The organism is Pantoea sp. X-Soil-TKNS-1280 (assembly GCF_059730475.1).
In genome coordinates this window covers 1,133,975-1,152,332 of the sequence record NZ_AP035962.1, presented here as the reverse complement: position 1 = coordinate 1,152,332, position 18,358 = coordinate 1,133,975, and the positions used below count along the sequence as shown (strand labels likewise).

General features: G+C 55.9%; 16 protein-coding genes and 1 other annotated feature. Of the genes, 6 read left to right on the top strand and 10 right to left on the bottom strand.

Annotated features, from left to right (window positions below):
- Window positions 1–56: 56 nt before the first annotated feature.
- On the top strand, window positions 57–860 hold the full coding sequence (locus AC6I8X_RS05275; RefSeq protein WP_313688950.1) for a TraB/GumN family protein: 804 nt from the start codon (window positions 57–59) through the stop codon (window positions 858–860).
- A 172-nt stretch (window positions 861–1,032) separates the two neighbouring features.
- Window positions 1,033–1,512, top strand: coding sequence for a Cys-tRNA(Pro)/Cys-tRNA(Cys) deacylase YbaK (gene ybaK, locus AC6I8X_RS05270; protein WP_208714235.1), 480 nt, complete (start codon window positions 1,033–1,035; stop codon window positions 1,510–1,512).
- On the opposite strand, the gene AC6I8X_RS05265 is transcribed toward ybaK, so the two are convergent.
- Complete coding sequence (locus tag AC6I8X_RS05265; protein ID WP_497840671.1) at window positions 1,509–2,378, bottom strand: LysR family transcriptional regulator; 870 nt, start codon at window positions 2,376–2,378, stop codon at window positions 1,509–1,511. The two genes, ybaK and AC6I8X_RS05265, sit on opposite strands and share 4 nt — an antisense overlap.
- Window positions 2,379–2,468: 90 nt before the next feature.
- Between AC6I8X_RS05265 and AC6I8X_RS05260 the strand changes: the two genes are divergently transcribed.
- Window positions 2,469–2,903, top strand: a complete 435-nt coding sequence (locus tag AC6I8X_RS05260; RefSeq protein WP_084873244.1) for a multidrug/biocide efflux PACE transporter — start codon at window positions 2,469–2,471, stop codon at window positions 2,901–2,903.
- A gap of 3 nt (window positions 2,904–2,906) precedes the next feature.
- Here the strand turns inward: AC6I8X_RS05260 and ushA are convergent, their stop codons facing one another.
- Window positions 2,907–4,616, bottom strand: a complete 1,710-nt coding sequence (ushA, locus tag AC6I8X_RS05255; RefSeq protein ID WP_497841014.1) for a bifunctional UDP-sugar hydrolase/5'-nucleotidase UshA — start codon at window positions 4,614–4,616, stop codon at window positions 2,907–2,909.
- A gap of 221 nt (window positions 4,617–4,837) precedes the next feature.
- Here ushA and AC6I8X_RS05250 point away from each other — a divergent pair, with 221 nt between their 5' ends.
- Together AC6I8X_RS05250 and ybaL are read left to right on the top strand one after the other, a co-directional pair.
- On the top strand, window positions 4,838–6,040 hold the full coding sequence (locus AC6I8X_RS05250) for an MFS transporter (protein ID WP_416413006.1): 1,203 nt from the start codon (window positions 4,838–4,840) through the stop codon (window positions 6,038–6,040).
- 207 nt (window positions 6,041–6,247) lie between these two features.
- Window positions 6,248–7,936, top strand: coding sequence for a YbaL family putative K(+) efflux transporter (gene ybaL / locus AC6I8X_RS05245; RefSeq protein WP_299456804.1), 1,689 nt, complete (start codon window positions 6,248–6,250; stop codon window positions 7,934–7,936).
- Window positions 7,937–7,985: 49 nt separating this feature from the next.
- On the opposite strand, the gene AC6I8X_RS05240 is transcribed toward ybaL, so the two are convergent.
- The 4 genes from AC6I8X_RS05240 to AC6I8X_RS05225 form a co-directional block, all read right to left on the bottom strand.
- Entirely contained in the window at window positions 7,986–9,287 is a 1,302-nt protein-coding gene (locus AC6I8X_RS05240; RefSeq protein WP_497840670.1) for an inosine/guanosine kinase, read from the bottom strand.
- Between the two features lie 57 nt (window positions 9,288–9,344).
- The gene (gene hemH / locus AC6I8X_RS05235; RefSeq protein WP_313687461.1) at window positions 9,345–10,304 is read right to left on the bottom strand and encodes a ferrochelatase; all 960 of its coding nucleotides are present in this window, start codon (window positions 10,302–10,304) and stop codon (window positions 9,345–9,347) included.
- 114 nt (window positions 10,305–10,418) lie between these two features.
- Window positions 10,419–11,063: an adenylate kinase gene (gene adk / locus AC6I8X_RS05230; RefSeq protein WP_299456812.1), complete on the bottom strand. Its 645-nt coding sequence runs from the start codon at window positions 11,061–11,063 to the stop codon at window positions 10,419–10,421.
- A 98-nt stretch (window positions 11,064–11,161) separates the two neighbouring features.
- A complete protein-coding gene (locus tag AC6I8X_RS05225) occupies window positions 11,162–12,052 on the bottom strand; it encodes a DUF6024 family protein (RefSeq protein ID WP_497840669.1) in 891 nt (296 codons plus the stop codon).
- A gap of 199 nt (window positions 12,053–12,251) precedes the next feature.
- Here AC6I8X_RS05225 and AC6I8X_RS05220 point away from each other — a divergent pair, with 199 nt between their 5' ends.
- Window positions 12,252–13,121: a LysR substrate-binding domain-containing protein gene (locus tag AC6I8X_RS05220; RefSeq protein ID WP_084873227.1), complete on the top strand. Its 870-nt coding sequence runs from the start codon at window positions 12,252–12,254 to the stop codon at window positions 13,119–13,121.
- A 123-nt stretch (window positions 13,122–13,244) separates the two neighbouring features.
- Here the strand turns inward: AC6I8X_RS05220 and htpG are convergent, their stop codons facing one another.
- The 4 genes from htpG to dnaX form a co-directional block, all read right to left on the bottom strand.
- Entirely contained in the window at window positions 13,245–15,119 is a 1,875-nt protein-coding gene (gene htpG, locus AC6I8X_RS05215) for a molecular chaperone HtpG (RefSeq protein WP_299456818.1), read from the bottom strand.
- A 98-nt stretch (window positions 15,120–15,217) separates the two neighbouring features.
- Window positions 15,218–15,823, bottom strand: coding sequence for a recombination mediator RecR (gene recR, locus AC6I8X_RS05210; protein ID WP_084873223.1), 606 nt, complete (start codon window positions 15,821–15,823; stop codon window positions 15,218–15,220).
- On the bottom strand, window positions 15,823–16,152 hold the full coding sequence (locus tag AC6I8X_RS05205; protein ID WP_021182290.1) for a YbaB/EbfC family nucleoid-associated protein: 330 nt from the start codon (window positions 16,150–16,152) through the stop codon (window positions 15,823–15,825). The genes recR and AC6I8X_RS05205 overlap by 1 nt, the downstream gene beginning before the upstream one ends.
- A 53-nt stretch (window positions 16,153–16,205) precedes the next feature.
- Window positions 16,206–18,164 (bottom strand): DNA polymerase III subunit gamma/tau, encoded by a 1,959-nt coding sequence (gene dnaX, locus AC6I8X_RS05200; protein WP_497840668.1) that lies wholly within the window; start codon window positions 18,162–18,164, stop codon window positions 16,206–16,208.
- Window positions 16,803–16,864, bottom strand: a sequence feature (DnaX frameshifting element). (Overlaps the previous gene by 62 nt.)
- Window positions 18,165–18,358 lie beyond the last annotated feature (194 nt).

The window sequence follows — 18,358 nt, the reverse complement described above, 5'->3', positions numbered from 1 at the left end:
TGTTTTTTGTGCGTCGAAATCGCTAGCATGGATTTTTGACTTAAAAAGGACAGGGAATGAGACGCAGCCTGTGGCAATGCGTAACACAGTTGATAGCGCGACTGTTTCCGGCCAGCTACCCCTGGCCCGCGATGGATATTCAGCTGGGCGATCGCCGGTTACATCTGGTCGGCAGCATTCATATGGGCACACGCGATATGCAGCCGCTGCCCGCCCGTTTGCTGCGGCAGTTAGCAAAAGCTGATGCATTGATCGTTGAAGCCGATATCACCCAGGGTGGCTCACCGTTCGCCAACAGTGATGAGCTGCCGTCGCTGGCGGAGCGTCTGGATAGCGCCACCTTTAGCAGGCTGAACAGCTTGTGTGACGAGCTGACGTTGTCGATAGCGATATTTGATCATCTGCCCCTTTGGCAGATTGCCCTGATGTTGCAGGCGCAACAGGCGCAGCGTCTCGGACTGCGACCACAATATGGCATTGATTATCAGTTGTTGCAGGCGGCCAAAAACGTTAATAAGCCGGTGATTGAGCTGGAAGGCCCTGACACGCAAATCGCCCTGTTGAAATCGCTGCCAGACGATGGCCTGCCGCTGCTGCTGGATACGCTGGAGCACTGGCACACCAACGCCCGTTTGCTGCAAACCATGATCAGCTGGTGGCTTGATGCCCCGCCGAAACGGCAACCGGTGGCGTTACCTACCACCTTCAGCAATGAACTGAATGACACTTTGATGCGTAATCGCAACCAGCACTGGCGGGAATTGATGCTGGCACTGCCGCCGGGGCGTTATGTGGTGGCGGTGGGTGCGCTCCATCTTTACGGGGATGATAATTTACCGGGCCTGTTAAAGACGCGCTAAAAAAAGAAGGCCAATATTATTATTGGCCCGTCAAAGAAGAATTTGTTTATGATTTTGGTTATCACACAGCCATTACTGACTGGCGCGGGCCAATTCTCGCGCAAAGTTCAGAATTTCGCCAGCATTATTCGCCACAATAAGTTTAAGATTTTTCTTAGCAAGGATTAAAAAAATGACTCCCGCCGTAAAACTGCTGGAAAAACAAAAAGTCAGCTTTACTTTGCATCCTTACGAACATGACAGCCATGAAACCAATTTTGGTGACGAGGCAGTGCGTAAGCTGAATCTGGATGCACGTCAGGTATTCAAAACGCTGCTGGTAGCACTAAACGGTGATGCCAAACAACTGGCAGTGGCCGTCACCCCGGTTTCCACCCAGCTGGATTTAAAGAAGGTCGCCAAAGCATTGGGGGCGAAAAAAGCCGACATGGCCGATCCACTGCTGGCTCAGCGCGTAACCGGTTATCTGGTGGGTGGGATTAGCCCGCTGGGGCAGAAAAAGCGTCTGCCCACGGTGATAGATCAACAGGCCGCAGAGTTCGCCACCATTTTTATTTCCGGTGGGAAACGTGGGCTGGATATTGAACTGGCGGCGCAGGATCTGTCGCGTCTGCTGGATGCGCCGCTGGCGGATGTAGCCCGTCGCGATTAAACAGGCTGCTGAGCGCAGAGTTGATCGATCATCCAACGCCCGGCAGGTCCGGGCGGATTGCGCCGCGACCAGACCGCTTCCACCGCAATATGCTGCGGCCATCCCGGCACCGGCAACTCCTGCAATACCTGATGACCAAACTGCTGTACCAGCCAGCGCGGCAGCACGCTCCAGCCAAACCCCTGTTCAGCCATCTCCAGCAATAATAGATAGGAAGGCGCTGACCACACCCGGCCAGCGGGCATCGGTTCGCGCGTTTCCACCCAGGTATTGAGTCGCAGCTGGCGCAAATCGCCCAATTGCCCCTCATTGACCTGTGCCTGTTGCGCCAGCGGGTGATCCTGATGCAGATAAATCGCCATCTGCGCCCCCACCTGCAACCGTGTCACCGCAATATCCGCAGGCAGCGCAGGCTGGGCGCGCACCACGCCCAGATGTACCCGCCCGGCCTGTAGCAGATCCAGCACATCGGCGTCTTCCGCAATCATGCATTCAAATTCGATATCCGGATAACGCGCCTCAAAACGAGTCAGCAGATTTTCATGATGATCCGCCTGCCAGAAATCAGAAATCGCCAGGCTGAGGCGTGGCTCCACGCCCTGTGCCAGACGCACCGCCAGTTCATCCAATCGCTGGCTGGCTGCCAGAATTTGCTGCACCTGCGCCAGCGCACGCTGGCCCTGCTCGGTTATGACCGGCTGACGCCCCTGCCGATCAAACAGCATAAAACCTAAATCATCTTCCAGATTCGCCACCGCACTGCTGATGGTGGACTGGCTTTTGCCCAGCGTACGCGCGGCCGCAGAAAAGGAGCCGCTGGCCACAGTCTGTACAAAAGCCTCAAGGGATTCTGGGGAGTATTTCATCGTTATCCATCGCTTTTATCGATAGGTGTTCATTTTATCTTAGTATCAGCAAGTGAGAAAATGCGCCGCGTAACAAATCAGGAGGTTTTTATGCGTACCCGTTCATTAAAAGAGCGTTTTTATCACGCCGCATGCTTTGAAATTCTGGCGATTTTGACTGTAGCACCTCTGGCAGCCTGGGCGATGGAAAAGCCGCTGTTTCAGATGGGATCGCTGGCGATTATGCTGTCAACCGTCGCCATGCTGTGGAACATGATTTACAACACCGGTTTTGACCGCCTTTGCCCGCCAGGTAAAGTGCATCGGGGTCCGCTGCTGCGTATTCTGCACGCGCTGGGCTTTGAAGGCGGCTTTATCGTGATTGGCTTGCCGATCGCCGCCTGGATGCTCAGTATTTCCCTGCTGGAAGCCTTTATGCTGGAAGTGGCGTTTTTCCTGTTCTTCCTGCCTTATACCGTGGCGTATAACTGGTTATGGGATAAGTTGCGCCAGCGCTGGCTGACGCGTAAGTCCTGTCAGGCCTGAGATTTATTTCTCCACCGCATGGGGCAGAATCCACGCCAGCACCGTTTGCGGATAGCTGCGCTTCTTTGGTTTCTCCTGCGGTGGCTCCTGCGCTTTATCCCGTTGCTGCTTCTGTGCTTCCGTCAGGTGAACAATGCCATCACCTGGCGCGTAATCACTCACCTTCAGCGGTGAATGATGGCTGACCCAGTCACGCAAGACATCAGCATCACGCAACCCGGTGTTGCTATAGCCCGCATGGCTGTCGATGCGCGGGTAACCATCACCGCCGGTGGCGTTAAAACTGTTGGTCGCCATACGATAGGTTTTATCCATATCCAGCGGGACACCGTTGATTTTCACCTCACTGACGCTGCTGCCATCGGCCACCAGGCTGATATGGGCAAACTGCGCAAAGCCGCCCGCATCGGTTGTGATGTTGGCGACCTTTGCCAGATAAGCCAGCAATTCCCGGCCAGTCAGCGTCACGGAAACCACCTGATTGCTGAACGGCTGCACCTGCAATAAATCGCGCCAGCTGATCTCTCCCTGCGCCAGCGAGGTGCGAATGCCGCCGCCGCTCATCACCGCAAAGTCCGCTTTGGTCGCCGCCATCTGGGCGCGTAAAATCAGCTGCCCCAGATTGGTTTGCACAAAACGTACCTGGTCACGATCGCCAACAAAAACACCATCGCTGCTGCCAACCTTCACATCCAGTTTTGCTTCGGCACGTTTCTGGAACGGGGTCAGCAATTTCATCATCGCCGGATTCTGCGGAATCTCTTCCTGCCAGGTCAGCCACGACTCGCTGCCGTCGAAATTCTTCACTTTGTGCTTCAGGTTAACCGGGATCAGCTGGTAGTTCTCCAGCGACAGCTCGCCGTTGCGGAAAGTAAAATCGCCGCGCCCGACATATTTACCCCACTCTTTCGCCTGCACAATCCACACACCATTCTGGCGATCCGGTTGACAGGGCTGGCCTGGCTGATAATTTTTGACGCTGACATTCTCTTTTTCCATACAAACCGCATCATGCGAGTGGCCGCCGACAATCAGGTTGATGGTGCCGGGCGGCAGACTGCGTGCCAGCTCCACATCCCCCGGCGCATTGCTGCCGTGCCTGCCATCGTCATAGTGGCCCATATGGGTCAGCGCAATAATCACATCCGGTTTTACGCTGGCACGCAGTTCCGCCACCGCCTTTTCGGTTTCCGTGACCGGATCGCGAATATCCAGACCCGCCACGCTGGCGGGATTGGCGATGCGCAGCGTATCGGTGGTGGTCAGGCCGATCACCGCCACTTTCAGCCCCATACGGTTGAAGACCGCCCACGGCTTGAATAACCGCTTACCGGTGCTTTTGTCGTAAATATTGGCGGAAAGGAAAGGGAATTTGGCCCATTTTTGCTGCTTTTGTAACACGCTGAGCGGCTTATCAAACTCATGATTCCCCAGCGCCATCGCATCATAGCCCACCAGATTCATGCCGCGGATATCGGGTTCCGCATCTAGCAAATCAGACTCCGGCACACCGGTATTCACGTCGCCCCCCGACAGAATCAACACGCCGTTCCCTTTGGACTGCGCATCGTAGCGCTGATAATCCATCAGGGTTTTCTGCGCCGCAAGGCCATACTCACCCTGCGCATTGGGCCAGTAATGGCCGTGCTGATCGTTGGTATGCAGGATAGTCAGACGATAGGTGCGATCGGTTTGCCAGGCCTGTGCCAGCATTGGCAACAGTAAGATGATCAATGCCAGCCAATGCGTTCTGCGTGGAAGTAACAACAAAGCCGATCTCCTTATTCTGCGTGTTTCCACTAACCAGTGGACTTTATGTGCTTTATCGCCCTTCTGTGTCGCACAGATCGCACTTTAACTCAAGATGAAAGGCTTATAGAGTCATGTGAGAAGTAACAACTTGATAACGAAAATTGGCACATTTCAGGACTTTTATGGCAAGCGATCATACCCTCACTTCCCCGACACGCGCTCCAGCGCGTACTGCATTTGGCATTTTAGGGGCTATCAGTCTCGCCCATCTGCTGAATGATATGTTGCAGTCACTGCTGCTGGCGATTTACCCGCTGTTGCAAAAAGACTTCAGCCTTAACTTTGTGCAGATTGGCCTGATCACCCTGACTTTTCAGGTGACCGCCTCTCTGTTGCAACCATTGGTGGGTTATTACACTGACAAATACCCCAAACCCTGGTCACTCCCGGTCGGGATGGGTTTTACGCTATGTGGTCTGGTGCTGCTGACCTTTGCCAGCGATTATGTCCAGGTTCTGCTGGCGGCCGCGCTGGTGGGTAGCGGATCATCGGTCTTTCATCCGGAATCATCGCGCGTGGCGCGTATGGCATCGGGCGGACGCCACGGCCTGGCGCAATCGCTGTTCCAGGTCGGTGGCAACTTTGGTAGCGCCCTCGGCCCACTGCTGGCGGCGATGATTGTCGCCCCCTATGGCAAAGGTCACCTCGGCTGGTTTGTGCTGGCAGCGCTGCTGGGCATTATCGTGCTGCTACAGGTCAGCCGCTGGTACAGCCATCAGCAGCGCGCCGCTAAAGCCAAAACCACCATCACACCAGCGAACCCGCTGCCACGCAAAAAAGTGGCGCTGGCGATCAGCATTTTGTTGCTGCTGATTTTTTCCAAGTATTTCTATCTCACCAGTCTGAGTAGCTACTACACCTTCTATTTAATGCAGAAATTCGGCCTCTCGGTGCAGGCATCGCAGTTTCATCTGTTTGCCTTTTTGGGCGCAGTGGCGGCTGGCACCATTATTGGCGGGCCAATTGGCGATAAGATTGGCCGTAAATATGTAATCTGGGGTTCAATTCTGGGCGTTGCCCCCTTCACGCTGTTATTGCCACATGCCACTTTAATGTGGACCAGTGTACTCAGCGTGATTATCGGCCTGATTCTCGCTTCGGCATTTTCCGCCATTCTGGTTTATGCACAGGAGCTGTTACCGGGACGTATCGGTATGGTTTCCGGGCTGTTTTTCGGTTTTGCCTTCGGTATGGGTGGACTGGGTGCCGCGGTACTGGGCGTGGTTGCAGACCACACCAGCATCGAATGGGTATACCAAATCTGTGCCTGGCTGCCACTTATTGGCCTTTTGACTGCTTTCCTGCCTGATAATCGTCACGCCTGAGCCTGTTTCCGGGGGGAATTATTTTTCCCTTCCCCCTCTATCCAGCATAAATCCTGCCGATAGAGGGGGATAACTGATGAAAATGACGCTTCGGCGGCTTTTTTGTCAGTTTTCTACATATTCTGCGCAAATGTATAAACGCCGTTAGCCATTGTGCAGTAAACTAGGTTGTTACAAGCGGATACATTTGCACACAAGGAGACAGGCATGCATCACACCACACCGTTGATCACCACCATTGTCGGGGCACTGGTCCTCGCCTTTCTCCTTGGTATGCTGGCTAATCGCCTGCGCATTTCACCACTGGTCGGTTATTTACTGGCTGGCGTCCTCGCGGGTCCCTTTACGCCCGGCTTCGTCGCCGATACCAATCTGGCACCCGAACTGGCTGAATTAGGCGTGATTTTGCTGATGTTTGGTGTGGGGCTGCATTTTTCGCTGAAGGATTTGATGTCGGTAAAGTCCGTCGCCATTCCTGGCGCTGTGGCGCAAATCGCCGTGGCAACGCTGCTGGGAATGGGGCTGTCGTGGGCGCTGGGCTGGTCAGTGATGACCGGTCTGGTATTTGGCCTGTGTCTCTCCACCGCCAGCACCGTGGTGTTGCTGCGTGCGCTGGAGGAGCGTCAACTGATTGACAGCCAGCGCGGGCAAATCGCTATCGGCTGGCTGATTGTGGAAGACCTGGTGATGGTCCTGACGCTGGTACTGCTCCCGGCCATCGCTGGCATGCTGGAACAAGGCAATGCCAGCCCGACGCTACTGGCGTGGGATTTGTTACTGACCATCGGTAAAGTGGTCGCCTTTATGGTGCTGATGATGGTGGTGGGCCGTCGTGTGGTACCGTGGATTCTGGCAAAAAGCGCGGCCACCGGTTCACGCGAGTTGTTCACCCTTGCGGTGCTGGCGCTGGCGCTGGGCATCGCGTTTGGTGCGGTTGAGTTTTTTGATGTCTCCTTTGCCCTCGGCGCGTTCTTCGCCGGGATGGTACTGAATGAATCGGAACTCAGCCACCGTGCGGCGCACGATACATTGCCGTTGCGCGATGCCTTTGCCGTACTGTTCTTCGTCTCCGTGGGTATGCTGTTCGACCCGATGATCCTGATCGAGCAACCGCTGGCGGTGCTGGGTGCGCTGGTGATCATCGTGGTGGGTAAATCCGTAGCCGCCTGGCTGCTGGTGACGCTACTGGGCCACTCACGCCGTACTGCCATGACGATTTCCGTCAGCCTGGCGCAGATTGGCGAATTCGCCTTTATTCTGGCCGGTCTGGGCATTTCGCTGGGATTGCTGAGCCAGGAGGGACGCAATTTGGTGCTGGCCGCCGCTATTCTCTCGATTATGCTCAACCCGATTCTGTTCACCCTGCTGGAGCGCTATCTCGAGAAAACCGAGACCATGGCAGAACAGACACTGGAGGAAGCCATTGAAGAAGAAAAGCAAATTCCGGTGGATATCTGCGATCATGCCGTGATCGTCGGTTATGGCCGTGTCGGCAGTCTGTTGGGGCAAAAATTGATGGAAGCCGATGTCCCGCTGGTGGTGGTGGAGAACTCACGAGCGCGCGTGGAAGCCCTGCGCGATCAAGGGATCAAAGCGGTGCTGGGCAATGCCGCCCGCAGCGATACCATGGAACTGGCCCGGCTTGATTGCGCCCGCTGGCTGTTGCTGACCATCCCCAATGGCTATGAAGCCGGTGAGATTGTTACTGCCGCCCGCGAAAAACGTGACAATATTGAGATTATCGCCCGCGCCCATTATGACGACGAGGTGGAATATATTCTTGAGCGTGGTGCCAATCGCGTGGTGATGGGTGAACGCGAGATCGCTAACAGCATGCTGCATATGCTGGAAGAAGCGATCGCGCAAAACCCGATTGTGCGTGAGTGCCCGATTTAAGTCATTCGTATGATCTGCGTAGCGGCGCGATTTATCGCGCCTCTACTGCTTATCGATCCCAGTACGACTCTTCCAGGCTATCCTCGCGCTCCGGCAGGCCACGCGTCAGACGCGGAGAATGCTGGTTCAGCACCTGATAACTCACACGGTTGGCATATTTACACACCTGCGCCAGTGACGAATAGGTCAGATACTCCCGCGCATGCTTGCTGGAGTTCGGCACTTTCTGGCGATGAAAGTTGTTGGCGGTGATGTCATGCAACAGCGCCGCAAGAGCCGCATCACCTGCGCCGTTGGTGTTCATAATCTTCTCCGGCCCCCCCATATACGGGGCGATATGCGAGAAGATACGCAATGGCTGCTGACAATCCTGCTGACGCATCGCGCGGCTGAACTCAAACTGGTTAAATTCCGCAATCGCCCCCGGCAGCAATGGATGGTTGGTTTTGCGTTTGTATTCCTGTTCGGTAAAGCCCGCCATATAAAGCCCGGTCGGCCCCGCCGTACATAACACCAGATCGACCCAGTCCAGCGCCATATTGGCTGCCAGCAGCGGATCCGTTTCACCGGTCAGCGCCAGAGCTTCTTCTTCATTCATCGCCACAATGGCGACATGATCGCGCAGAAAATCACGCCAGAACTGCGGATCATCCTGAATGACGTATTTAGTGCCCAGCGTCAGCACCACCGGCACATTATGTTTTTTGGCGTATTCAATCGCGCGCAACGTCGCTTCAGGCATCGGTTCACCCGGCTGGCAACGCACCAGATAGGAGGTGAGCACCAGCGCGGACGCGCCCGCGATCACCTCTTCCGGGATGCTGGCGACCTGCAACTGGTTCATCAACCCCGGGCTGATGGCAAACGTACGCTCGCCCTGCTCACCAATCAGGGTAAAGCAGCGGCCAATCGCGCCATCGACTCCCTGCAAATAGTTGAGGTCCATACGGCTGGAAGTGTTGCACAGGTAGCGATAGGCATAGCTGCCAATCTGGATGTTGCTGCACATCACCCCCAACAGCACCGAACGATCATCGGCCAGCACTGAGTAGTTATGCAGCGTATTGCCAATGGTGCCTCCGGCAAACTGATGGCTAATCAACTGGTCACGCAACAGCTCGTTGTAGAGCGCTTCGGCCGTTGCGTCATCAATCACCAGCGAATGACCGGCGCTGAGGCCGTAGCGTTGCAGGAAGTCATCATCAACTTTCGCTTCGATATCCACCAGCGTCTGGTCAATACCGACCACCCAGCTCCCCTCCTCCTGAACCTGTTGCGAAACCTGCAGCAGCGGATCGCGCGCGCTAACGGGGAAGTAGTGTTTGGATTTACGTTTGCCGGGAAATTTCATGGGAGATGCCGTGTGGAAAATCAGGCAGAGAATGATAACACATTCTCTGCCGCTCCCTTAACGACGTGCGTTGACCAGCTGTACCATCATTTCGATATGTTCATCGTCAGCGTTGAGCGCAGGGATGTACTCAAATTTTTCACCGCCGGCGTGCAGGAAAAACTCACGATTCTGCTCGCTAATCTCCTCCAGCGTTTCGAGACAGTCGGCCGCAAAGCCCGGACTCATCACCTGTACATGTTTGATGCCTTTCGCAGGTAAACCCTGCATGGTTTCATCGGTGTAAGGCGTCAGCCACGGCTCCCGACCAAAGCGCGACTGGAAGGTCATCATAATTTTTTGCGGGGCGATCCCCAGCGCAGCCGCCAGCGCATCGGTGGTGTCTTTACAGCGCTGCGGATAATCATCGCCTTCGTCAGCAAAGCGCTGCGGGATGCCATGATAAGAAAGGACCAGCAGATCCGGCTCGCCATGCTGTGCAAACGAACGCTCGACTGACGCTTTCAGGGCGGCGATATACGCCGGATGCTCGGCATAATCACGGATAAATGCCACCTCGGGTAATGAACGCAGCGGTTTGAAGCTGGTCGCCAGCCCATCCCAAACGGCCGCCACCGTTGAGCAGGAGAATTGTGGATAGAGGGGCAGCACGATCAATTTGGTCACGCCCTGTGCCAGCAGGCGCTGAAGCGCGCTATCGAGACTCGGCTGGCCGTAGCTCATCCCCAGCTCGACCGGCATATCCAGCTGCTGCGCCAGCGCAGCGCGTTGCCGCTGACTGAACACCATCAACGGTGAGCCTTCATCCATCCATACCGACGCATACAGTTTGGACACACGCGGCGATCGGAATGGCAAAATGATGAAGTTAAGAATCGGCCACCACAGCCAGCGCGGTGTATCAACCACTCGCGGGTCACCAAGGAATTGTTTCAGATAACGTTTAACTGCGGGTGTAGTGGGTGCCTCTGGTGTGCCTAAATTGACCAGTAAAACCCCGGGCTTTTCTTGCCTCATTGTATTTCCTTGCTGTCAAAACGAATGGGTCAAAATCGGGAGAAATTGTAGCGGAAAAAGCCGGAGGGGAAAGCAATTGCTGCAAAAGGGCCGGTAAACCGGCCCTGAGATGGCTTAACCGAGGATGGTTGCCAGCTGTGCACTCACTTCAGCAACCTGGCGGGTGCCGTCGATTTTGTGATATTGCGTGTTACCGGCTTCTGCTTCTTTGCTGTAGTAAGCAATCAGCGGCGCGGTCAGCTGATGGTATTCCACCAGACGTTTACGCACGGTTTCTTCCTGGTCATCTTTACGCGTGGTCAGCTCTTCGCCGGTCACATCATCTTTACCTGCCACTTTCGGTGGATTGTATTGGATGTGATAAACACGACCAGACGGCGCATGCACGCGACGGCCAACAATGCGATCCACAATCAGTTCATCCGGCACGGCAAACTCGAGCACGAAATCGACGTTGATACCCGCCTCTTTCATCGCATCAGCCTGCGGAATGGTGCGCGGGAAGCCATCAAGCAGGAAACCGTTTTTGCAGTCTTCCTGGGTAATACGCTCTTTAACCAGCGCAATTACCAGCTCGTCGGTCACCAGTTTGCCGGCATCCATAATGGCTTTCGCCTGCTGGCCCAGCTCGGTGCCTGCTTTCACTGCCGCACGCAGCATGTCGCCCGTGGAGATTTGCGGAATACCGTATTTCTCCATGATGAATTGAGCCTGAGTGCCCTTACCTGCGCCCGGTGCCCCGAGCAGAATAATACGCATTGCGTAATTCCCCTTGCGAATCGCATTGATCAATCTGAGAAGGCGAAGACCATACCATTATGACCCGCACACCACAAGGAAAGGGGGCGCGGTTACGCCTAATGTCCTACTTTACTGCCTTTTGTTACGGATACCAGCCCGATGCGGGATTTTTCCACTTTTTCAGAATCGCGACCGCTATTCAGCAGCTCGCGCAGACGTTTCGCCAGTTTGCTGGTCATATTCTGACTTTTGGTTGCGCTACCGCGCACATTAGCGCGTAACATCATGCGCCTCTGCGCAGGCCACAGCTGCAAATCGGGATGCGGCTCCGGGGGCGGCTTGCCGGGTACTGTCGGCAAAATTGCAAACGGCAGACCGGGCTGCTGGAGTGATTGCAGTGAAAATGGCGCTTCCAGCGTGATTGTGTCAACACTGGCGATATTATAGGGCCGCCACTCCGCTGTCGCCATCTGCGCCAACGCCTGCTCCGGTGCATCACCAAGGGCCAGACCCTGTTCGAACAACCGCAACTCGCTGCGCACCAGCGTGCTGAAATCCTGGGTACGCAGCGCAATCAGCACCAGATCTGCACTCAACTCAGCGTGGCGATCCAGTCGTGCCACAAACAGTCGCGCCTCACTGATCAGACGACGGTGCAACTGCGAGGCAAAAGACTCTGACGCATCCGTCACCCCCTGGCTTTGGCATTCATCCAGCGGGCGCACGCGGCCATAAAACAGATCCACATGTTCAACCAGCGCGATATTTCCCGCCATGACCGGCACCGCGGGTAACACGCTTAATTCACTGGCGCGATATTGCGAGGCGTAACGTGACTGATTGCGTGCCTGTTCCTGACGCAAGAACAGCTGCGAGAGCAGCACCCGCGCAATATGTAATGAAGGGACGAAGAACAGATCGTACTGTTCAAGCCGGTAGTGACGGGAAAGCAAGCCGCGAAGCCGATCGCGCGCCGCCGCCCTGGCAGAAGCATTCTGTCGAGCCATCGCGTGATTATTCTCTTATTTTTTTGCTGTGTGGGATGGCGGGTGATGCTCAGGTCCATGGCGAAAATCACCGGCGTAAACACAGAGACGCCTGCCAGTCAACCCGCCAGAATCAGGGGGAAAGGTTAGGCCAATGCGGCTGGACTTTGAAATGATATAAACTGACAATCCCTGTTAGGTTTTTACACAGGGGATGAGTATGACCGGGCTACCTTCGTTACGTGCACTGCATTATTTTCACCAGGCGGCCCTCCACAGCAGTTTTAGCGTCGCCGCTGAACGCCTGCATGTGACTCACAGCGCCATCAGCCATCAGGTTCGTCAGCTGGAAAGCTGGATGGGCAAGCCGCTGTTTGTTCGCACCAATGGACGCGTCAAATTAACCTCACATGGTGAGCGCTTGCTGGTCAGTTGCCAGAAAGCCTTTAGCGAACTGTCCACCACCTGCGAAAGTATCCGTACCGGCATGCGCCACCACCTTAGCGTCTCCTGCGCACCCAGTTTTCTTTCCCAATGGCTGATCCCGCGTATCAGCAGCTTTTATCTGCGTTATCCCGACATCGAGATCCAGTTTCAGCAACTGGTGGAGATCGATCTGCTGCGCAGTGAACACACCGATGTGCTGATTCTCAGCTATGAACAATCACCTGATGACGATATTGATGCCACGCTGATCAGCGATGATTACATCGGCCCGCTGTGCGCTCCGCAATTTGCTGCGCGTTTCCAGAATGAACAGGACCTGGCCACGCTGCCGCTGCTGCATGCCGACACGCGGCTGCATGCCTGGGCTGAATGGTCGAAAACCAGCGGCACCCGGGGGAATTTTTGGGTGGGTAAACATTTCGACAATCTTACGCTGGGTATCCAGGCGGCAAGAAATGGGCTGGGGGTGATCATGGCACCGCGCCTGCTGGTACGTCAGGAGTTAAACGACGGCACGCTGATCGCTCCGCTTGGCTTTGTGCGCGTAGATCGTGCCACCTGGATGATGACCAAAGCCTCGCGGCAGCATGATGCGGAGATTACGTTGTTTCGCGATTGGTTACGGGATGAGGCGCTGCATTAGATTGCGATCTGTAGCGGCGCGATTTATCACGCAATTCAGCGCGCGCTGCCAGAAAAACCCGCGCGATAAATCGCGCCGCTACGATTGATGCAAGGGCGACCCAGGGGGCGCCCTTTCTTAACCTTACGCTGTCAGCAGCTGGTTCATACGACGGATAAACTGGTTCGGATCGTCCAGCGTACCGCGTTCGGCCAGCAGCGCCTGATCCAGCAGCAGCTCCACCCATTCGCCAAAGCGGCTTTCATCCTGGGTATCTGCCACGCGTTTCACCAGCGTATGATCCGGGTTCAGTTCGAAGATATACTTCACATCCGGCACTTCCTGGCCCGCAGCCGCGAACAGTTTCGCCATCTGGGTGCTCATTTCATTGGCGTCAGTGGTGACAATCGCCGGAGTATCGGTCAAACGATGGGTTAAACGCACTTCTTTGACACGCTCGCCCAGCAGGGTTTTCACGCGGTCAACGAACGGCTCCAGCGCTTTTTCCGCTTCCTTCTGTTCTTCGGTTTCTTCGTCAGCCAGCTTGCTCAGCGATTCATCCGCTTTGCTCACGGACTGGAAGGATTTGCCGTCGAACTCGGTAAGGTAGCTCATCATCCATTCGTCGATACGATCGGACAACAGCAGAACCTCGATACCTTTTTTGCGGAACAGCTCCAGATGCGGGCTGCTCTTCGCCGCGGCGTAGCTATCGGCGGTGATGTAGTAAATCTTATCCTGACCTTCCACCATACGGCTCAGGTAATCGTCCAGCGAAATGGTTTGTTCCGCCCCTTCGCTTTGCGTGGTGGCAAAACGCAACAGCTTAGCAATCTGCTGCTGGTTGGCGTTATCTTCCGCCGGACCTTCTTTCAGCACCAGCCCGAACTCTTTCCAGAACTGCTGGTATTTTTCCGCGTCATCTTTCGCCAGTTTTTCCAGCATTTGCAGGCTGCGTTTGGTCAGCGCACCACGCAGGCTTTGCGTCACACGGCTGTCCTGCAGGATTTCGCGCGACACGTTGAGCGGCAGGTCGTTGGAGTCGATCAGACCACGCACGAAACGCAGATAGTTCGGCATAAACTGCTCGGCATCATCCATGATAAACACGCGCTGCACATAAAGTTTCAGGCCATGTTTGTGGTCACGGTTCCACATGTCGAACGGGGCACGCGCCGGGATATACAGCAGGCTGGTATACTCCTGCTTGCCTTCTACCCGGTTGTGGCTCCAGATCGCCGGATCGCTGAAGTCATGGGCGATATGTTTGTAAAATTCGTTGTATTCTTCGTCGCTGATTTCCGCTTTGTTACGCGTCCACAGCGCCTGGGCTTTGTTGATCTTTTCCCAGCTGGTCGCGTCGCTTTCTTCATCTTTGCTTTCGATTTCTACCGGCAGCGCGATGTGATCGGAATATTTGCTGATGATGCTGCGCACGCGCCAGGCATCAAGGAACTCATCCTCGCCTTCACGCATATGCAGGGTGATTTCGGTGCCGCGATCGGCTTTTTCGATTTCTGCGAGGGTATATTCACCTTCGCCAGCGGATTCCCAGAACACACCTTCATCTGCGCTGGCACCGGCGGCACGGGTGCGTACCGTGACTTTATCGGCAACGATAAACGCGGAGTAGAAACCGACACCAAACTGGCCGATCAGCTGGCTGTCTTTTGCCGAGTCAGAACCCATCGACTCCAGGAACGCTTTGGTGCCTGATTTCGCGATGGTACCGAGGTTCTCAATCACCTCATCACGACGCATGCCGATGCCGTTGTCGCTCAGCGTCAGCGTACGATTTTCCTTGTCGACCGAGATCCGCACTCGCAGCTCGCCATCGCCTTCATACAGATCCGGTGCCGACAGCGCGCGGAAGCGCAGTTTGTCAGCCGCATCAGAGGCGTTGGAGATCAGTTCACGCAGGAAAATCTCTTTGTTTGAATAGAGGGAATGGATCATCAGGTGCAGAAGTTGTTTTACCTCTGACTGGAAGCCACGCGTCTCTTGTCCTTTCATGGTCATTGCTACCTCAACTGAATCGGGTTGATCGAACGTTGAGGAAGAGATGGGGATGGTGCGGAGAATTTCAAGCCGGTGTCAGTGACGACACCAGCAAGTGTTCAGAATTTAATCTTATGACGTCCGGCTAACGAGTGCGACAGCGTGGTGCCATCGACCATCTCCAGCTCGCCCCCCACCGGCACACCGTGCGCAATGCGGCTGGCATCAACGCCATACTGATTACACAGCTCGGCGATATAGTTTGCCGTCGCCTCCCCTTCCACCGTTGGATTGGTGGCGAGGATCACTTCCTGCAAACTTTCCTGCTCCAGGCGCTGCTCAAGGCGATCCAGCCCGATATCGTGCGGACCAATGCCATCCAGCGGCGACAGATGCCCCATCAGCACAAAGTAGCGTCCGGCAAACTGGCCGGTTTGCTCAATGGCGTGGATATCCGCCGGACTCTCCACCACGCAAATCTGACCGTTTTGCTGACGGCGCGGATTGGCGCAGATGGTGCAGATTTCCTGCTCGGTGAAGGTGCGGCAATCGGCACAGTGGCCGATTTCCGACATGGCGCGGGTCAATGCCTGCGCCAGACGCATGCCACCGCTACGATCGCGCTGCAACAAATGAAACGCCATACGCTGCGCCGACTTAGGACCAACACCCGGCAGGCAACGCAGCGATTCCATCAAAGATTCAAGCAGTGGACTGGTTTGCATCAGAACGGCATCTTGAAGCCTGGCGGCAGCTGCATACCGGCAGATACGGAAGCCATTTTCTCTTTCTGGGTTTCATCGATGCGGCGTGCTGCGTCGTTGAATGCCGCAGCGATCAGATCTTCCAGCATATCTTTGTCATCTTCCAGCAGGCTGGGATCGACTTCTACGCGACGGCAGTTATGCGCGCCGTTGATGGTGACTTTGACCAGGCCAGCACCTGATTCGCCGGTCACTTCCAGCGCGGCGATCTCTTCCTGAACTTTGGCCATTTTGTCCTGCATCTGCTGGGCCTGTTTCATCAGGTTGCCCAATCCGCCTTTTCCAAACATAGTTTTCTCTCTCTGCTGGGGCTGCGTCGCGCGCTCATCGCGCGGCAGCGTGTTCATACGGGTCGAATACTCTCTTCATCCAGGTCGGCATCAAAAAAACGACGCAACGTCTGAATGTGGGTATCGCTAATGATCGACTGACGCGCCTGCGCCAGTTTCTCTTCATAAATGGCCTGACGCCATTCCAGTGGCGTCATTACCGTGGAATTATCGTCTTCAACAATGGTCAGTTCAACTGTCTGACCGGCCGCCGTGCTGAGCGCTTCCGCTAACACCTGGCGCGCAGAACCTGAATTCAAATGACGCTGGCTGCTGCGCAAATGCAGGCAGACGCTGTTGTCACCCTGCTCTTTCCACGCGTTCAGCGCCAGTTGCTGCACCAGCTTCGGCAGCGTCAGTGCAGCGATTTCAGCCGCCCAGGCATCGCGCTGCTGCGCTTCTTCCGCCAGACGCAGCGCCAGCTCAGGCGTTTTCTCATGCTCCAGTGCCGAACGCAAGGCTTTTGGCGTCGCAACCGGGGCAGCGATCACTTCCTCAGTCGGCGTTTGCGCCTTCCACCGATACGCTTCCGGCTTCGCCGCCGCTTTTACCGCCGGCTCGCTGCGTTGCTGTACCCGTTCCGTGACGTTAGCCAGACGTTCCAGCGCCGCATTAGCCGGCCGCGCGGAACGCGCTGCCGGCTCACTCTTTTTTGCTTTGCTGGCTCCCTGACGCAGCAGCTGGGTACGCGCCTGCAATAACTGGCTGGTCGCATCCGGCAGGTTTTCCGCCGCGGGGGGCATATCAGGATAATCGGCAGGAATCGGCGGCGCTTCAGTCTGTGGCGGTGCCATTTGTGGTTGAGCCGCCACAACCGGGGTCGGGGTCTGAGCCGGAACCGCCTGGGGGGTTAATACCGGGCGCGCCACCGGCTCAGCAATCGCCGCCTGCGGATGGAACGCCAGCGCACGCAGCAAAGTCATCTCCACGCCCAGGCGTCGATCCGGTGCCAGCGGCAGATCTTTACGCCCCATCAACAGCGTCTGGTAATACAGCTGCACGTCCGCAGGTGGCAGCACGCGCGCCAGTTCACGCAGGCGTTGCGCCTGGCTGAACTCATCATCACTGAGGGAGCTGGGAAGTAACTGCACCATCGCAATACGATGCAGCAGGCGTAACATCTCCACCAGCAGCGCTTCCCATTCGACACCGCGTGACGCCGCCTGATTCAGCAGCGCCATCACCTGTTCGCCGTTACCGTCGCTCAGCGCTTCGATTAACGCCAGCGGCTGCTCATCATCCAGCGTACCGAGCATCTGCGCCACGCTATCGCGTGTCACGCTGCCCTGCCCCATGGCAATCGCCTGGTCGGTCAGACTGAGGGCATCACGCATGCTCCCCTCGGCTGCACGCGCCAGCAGTTGCAGTGCTCGCGGTTCTGCGGTGATCTGCTCCTGCTGCAGAATATGCTCCAGCTGCTGACGAATCTGTTCCACATCCAGCGCCTTGAGATGGAACTGCAAACAGCGCGACAAAATGGTGACCGGCAGTTTTTGTGGGTCAGTGGTGGCCAGCAGGAATTTAACGTGCGCCGGTGGCTCCTCCAGCGTTTTTAACAACGCGTTGAAGCTGTGACGCGACAGCATGTGCACTTCATCAATCAGATAGACTTTGAAGCGACCGCGCGCTGGTGCGTACTGCACATTATCCAGCAGGTCGCGCGTGTCTTCGACTTTGGTCCGCGAGGCGGCATCGATCTCAATCAGATCGACAAAACGTCCCTGCTCAATTTCCCGGCAGTTATCACACACGCCGCAGGGCGTCGAGGTGATGCCGGTTTCGCAGTTGAGGCCCTTGGCCAGCAAACGCGCAATCGAGGTTTTACCCACGCCACGGGTGCCGGAAAAGAGATAAGCATGATGGATTCGTCCCAGTGACAACCCGTTGGCCAGCGCAGTCAGCACATGTTCCTGACCGACTACGTCAGCAAAAGCCTGGGGACGCCATTTTCGCGCAAGTACCTGATAGCTCATGTGGATTCGATCACTGGATTTGGTTGAGTTGGCACAGCGGCACGGCTGAAGAACCGCAGTCCGCCGTAAGTCAAAAGGGGAAAAATGCTGCTTTGCAAACCCTGTTTATTTTGGCAGTAGTCTAACAGCCACAACAGGATATGCCTATTACTTTGCGGAAGTCGCGCCCCGCGCTAAGGCGGAGCGCACTGGCC

Excerpts from the sequence above, each read along its gene's own strand:
- AC6I8X_RS05275 (WP_313688950.1), top strand. The coding sequence starts at position 57 with ATGAGACGCAGCCTGTGGCAATGCGTAACACAGTTGATAGCGCGACTG.
- ybaK (WP_208714235.1), top strand. The coding sequence starts at position 1,033 with ATGACTCCCGCCGTAAAACTGCTGGAAAAACAAAAAGTCAGCTTTACT.
- AC6I8X_RS05265 (WP_497840671.1), bottom strand. The coding sequence starts at position 2,378 with ATGAAATACTCCCCAGAATCCCTTGAGGCTTTTGTACAGACTGTGGCC.
- AC6I8X_RS05260 (WP_084873244.1), top strand. The coding sequence starts at position 2,469 with ATGCGTACCCGTTCATTAAAAGAGCGTTTTTATCACGCCGCATGCTTT.
- ushA (WP_497841014.1), bottom strand. The coding sequence starts at position 4,616 with ATGCTGGCACAGGCCTGGCAAACCGATCGCACCTATCGTCTGACTATC.
- AC6I8X_RS05250 (WP_416413006.1), top strand. The coding sequence starts at position 4,838 with ATGGCAAGCGATCATACCCTCACTTCCCCGACACGCGCTCCAGCGCGT.
- ybaL (WP_299456804.1), top strand. The coding sequence starts at position 6,248 with ATGCATCACACCACACCGTTGATCACCACCATTGTCGGGGCACTGGTC.
- AC6I8X_RS05240 (WP_497840670.1), bottom strand. The coding sequence starts at position 9,287 with ATGAAATTTCCCGGCAAACGTAAATCCAAACACTACTTCCCCGTTAGC.
- hemH (WP_313687461.1), bottom strand. The coding sequence starts at position 10,304 with ATGAGGCAAGAAAAGCCCGGGGTTTTACTGGTCAATTTAGGCACACCA.
- adk (WP_299456812.1), bottom strand. The coding sequence starts at position 11,063 with ATGCGTATTATTCTGCTCGGGGCACCGGGCGCAGGTAAGGGCACTCAG.
- AC6I8X_RS05225 (WP_497840669.1), bottom strand. The coding sequence starts at position 12,052 with ATGGCTCGACAGAATGCTTCTGCCAGGGCGGCGGCGCGCGATCGGCTT.
- AC6I8X_RS05220 (WP_084873227.1), top strand. The coding sequence starts at position 12,252 with ATGACCGGGCTACCTTCGTTACGTGCACTGCATTATTTTCACCAGGCG.
- htpG (WP_299456818.1), bottom strand. The coding sequence starts at position 15,119 with ATGACCATGAAAGGACAAGAGACGCGTGGCTTCCAGTCAGAGGTAAAA.
- recR (WP_084873223.1), bottom strand. The coding sequence starts at position 15,823 with ATGCAAACCAGTCCACTGCTTGAATCTTTGATGGAATCGCTGCGTTGC.
- AC6I8X_RS05205 (WP_021182290.1), bottom strand. The coding sequence starts at position 16,152 with ATGTTTGGAAAAGGCGGATTGGGCAACCTGATGAAACAGGCCCAGCAG.
- dnaX (WP_497840668.1), bottom strand. The coding sequence starts at position 18,164 with ATGAGCTATCAGGTACTTGCGCGAAAATGGCGTCCCCAGGCTTTTGCT.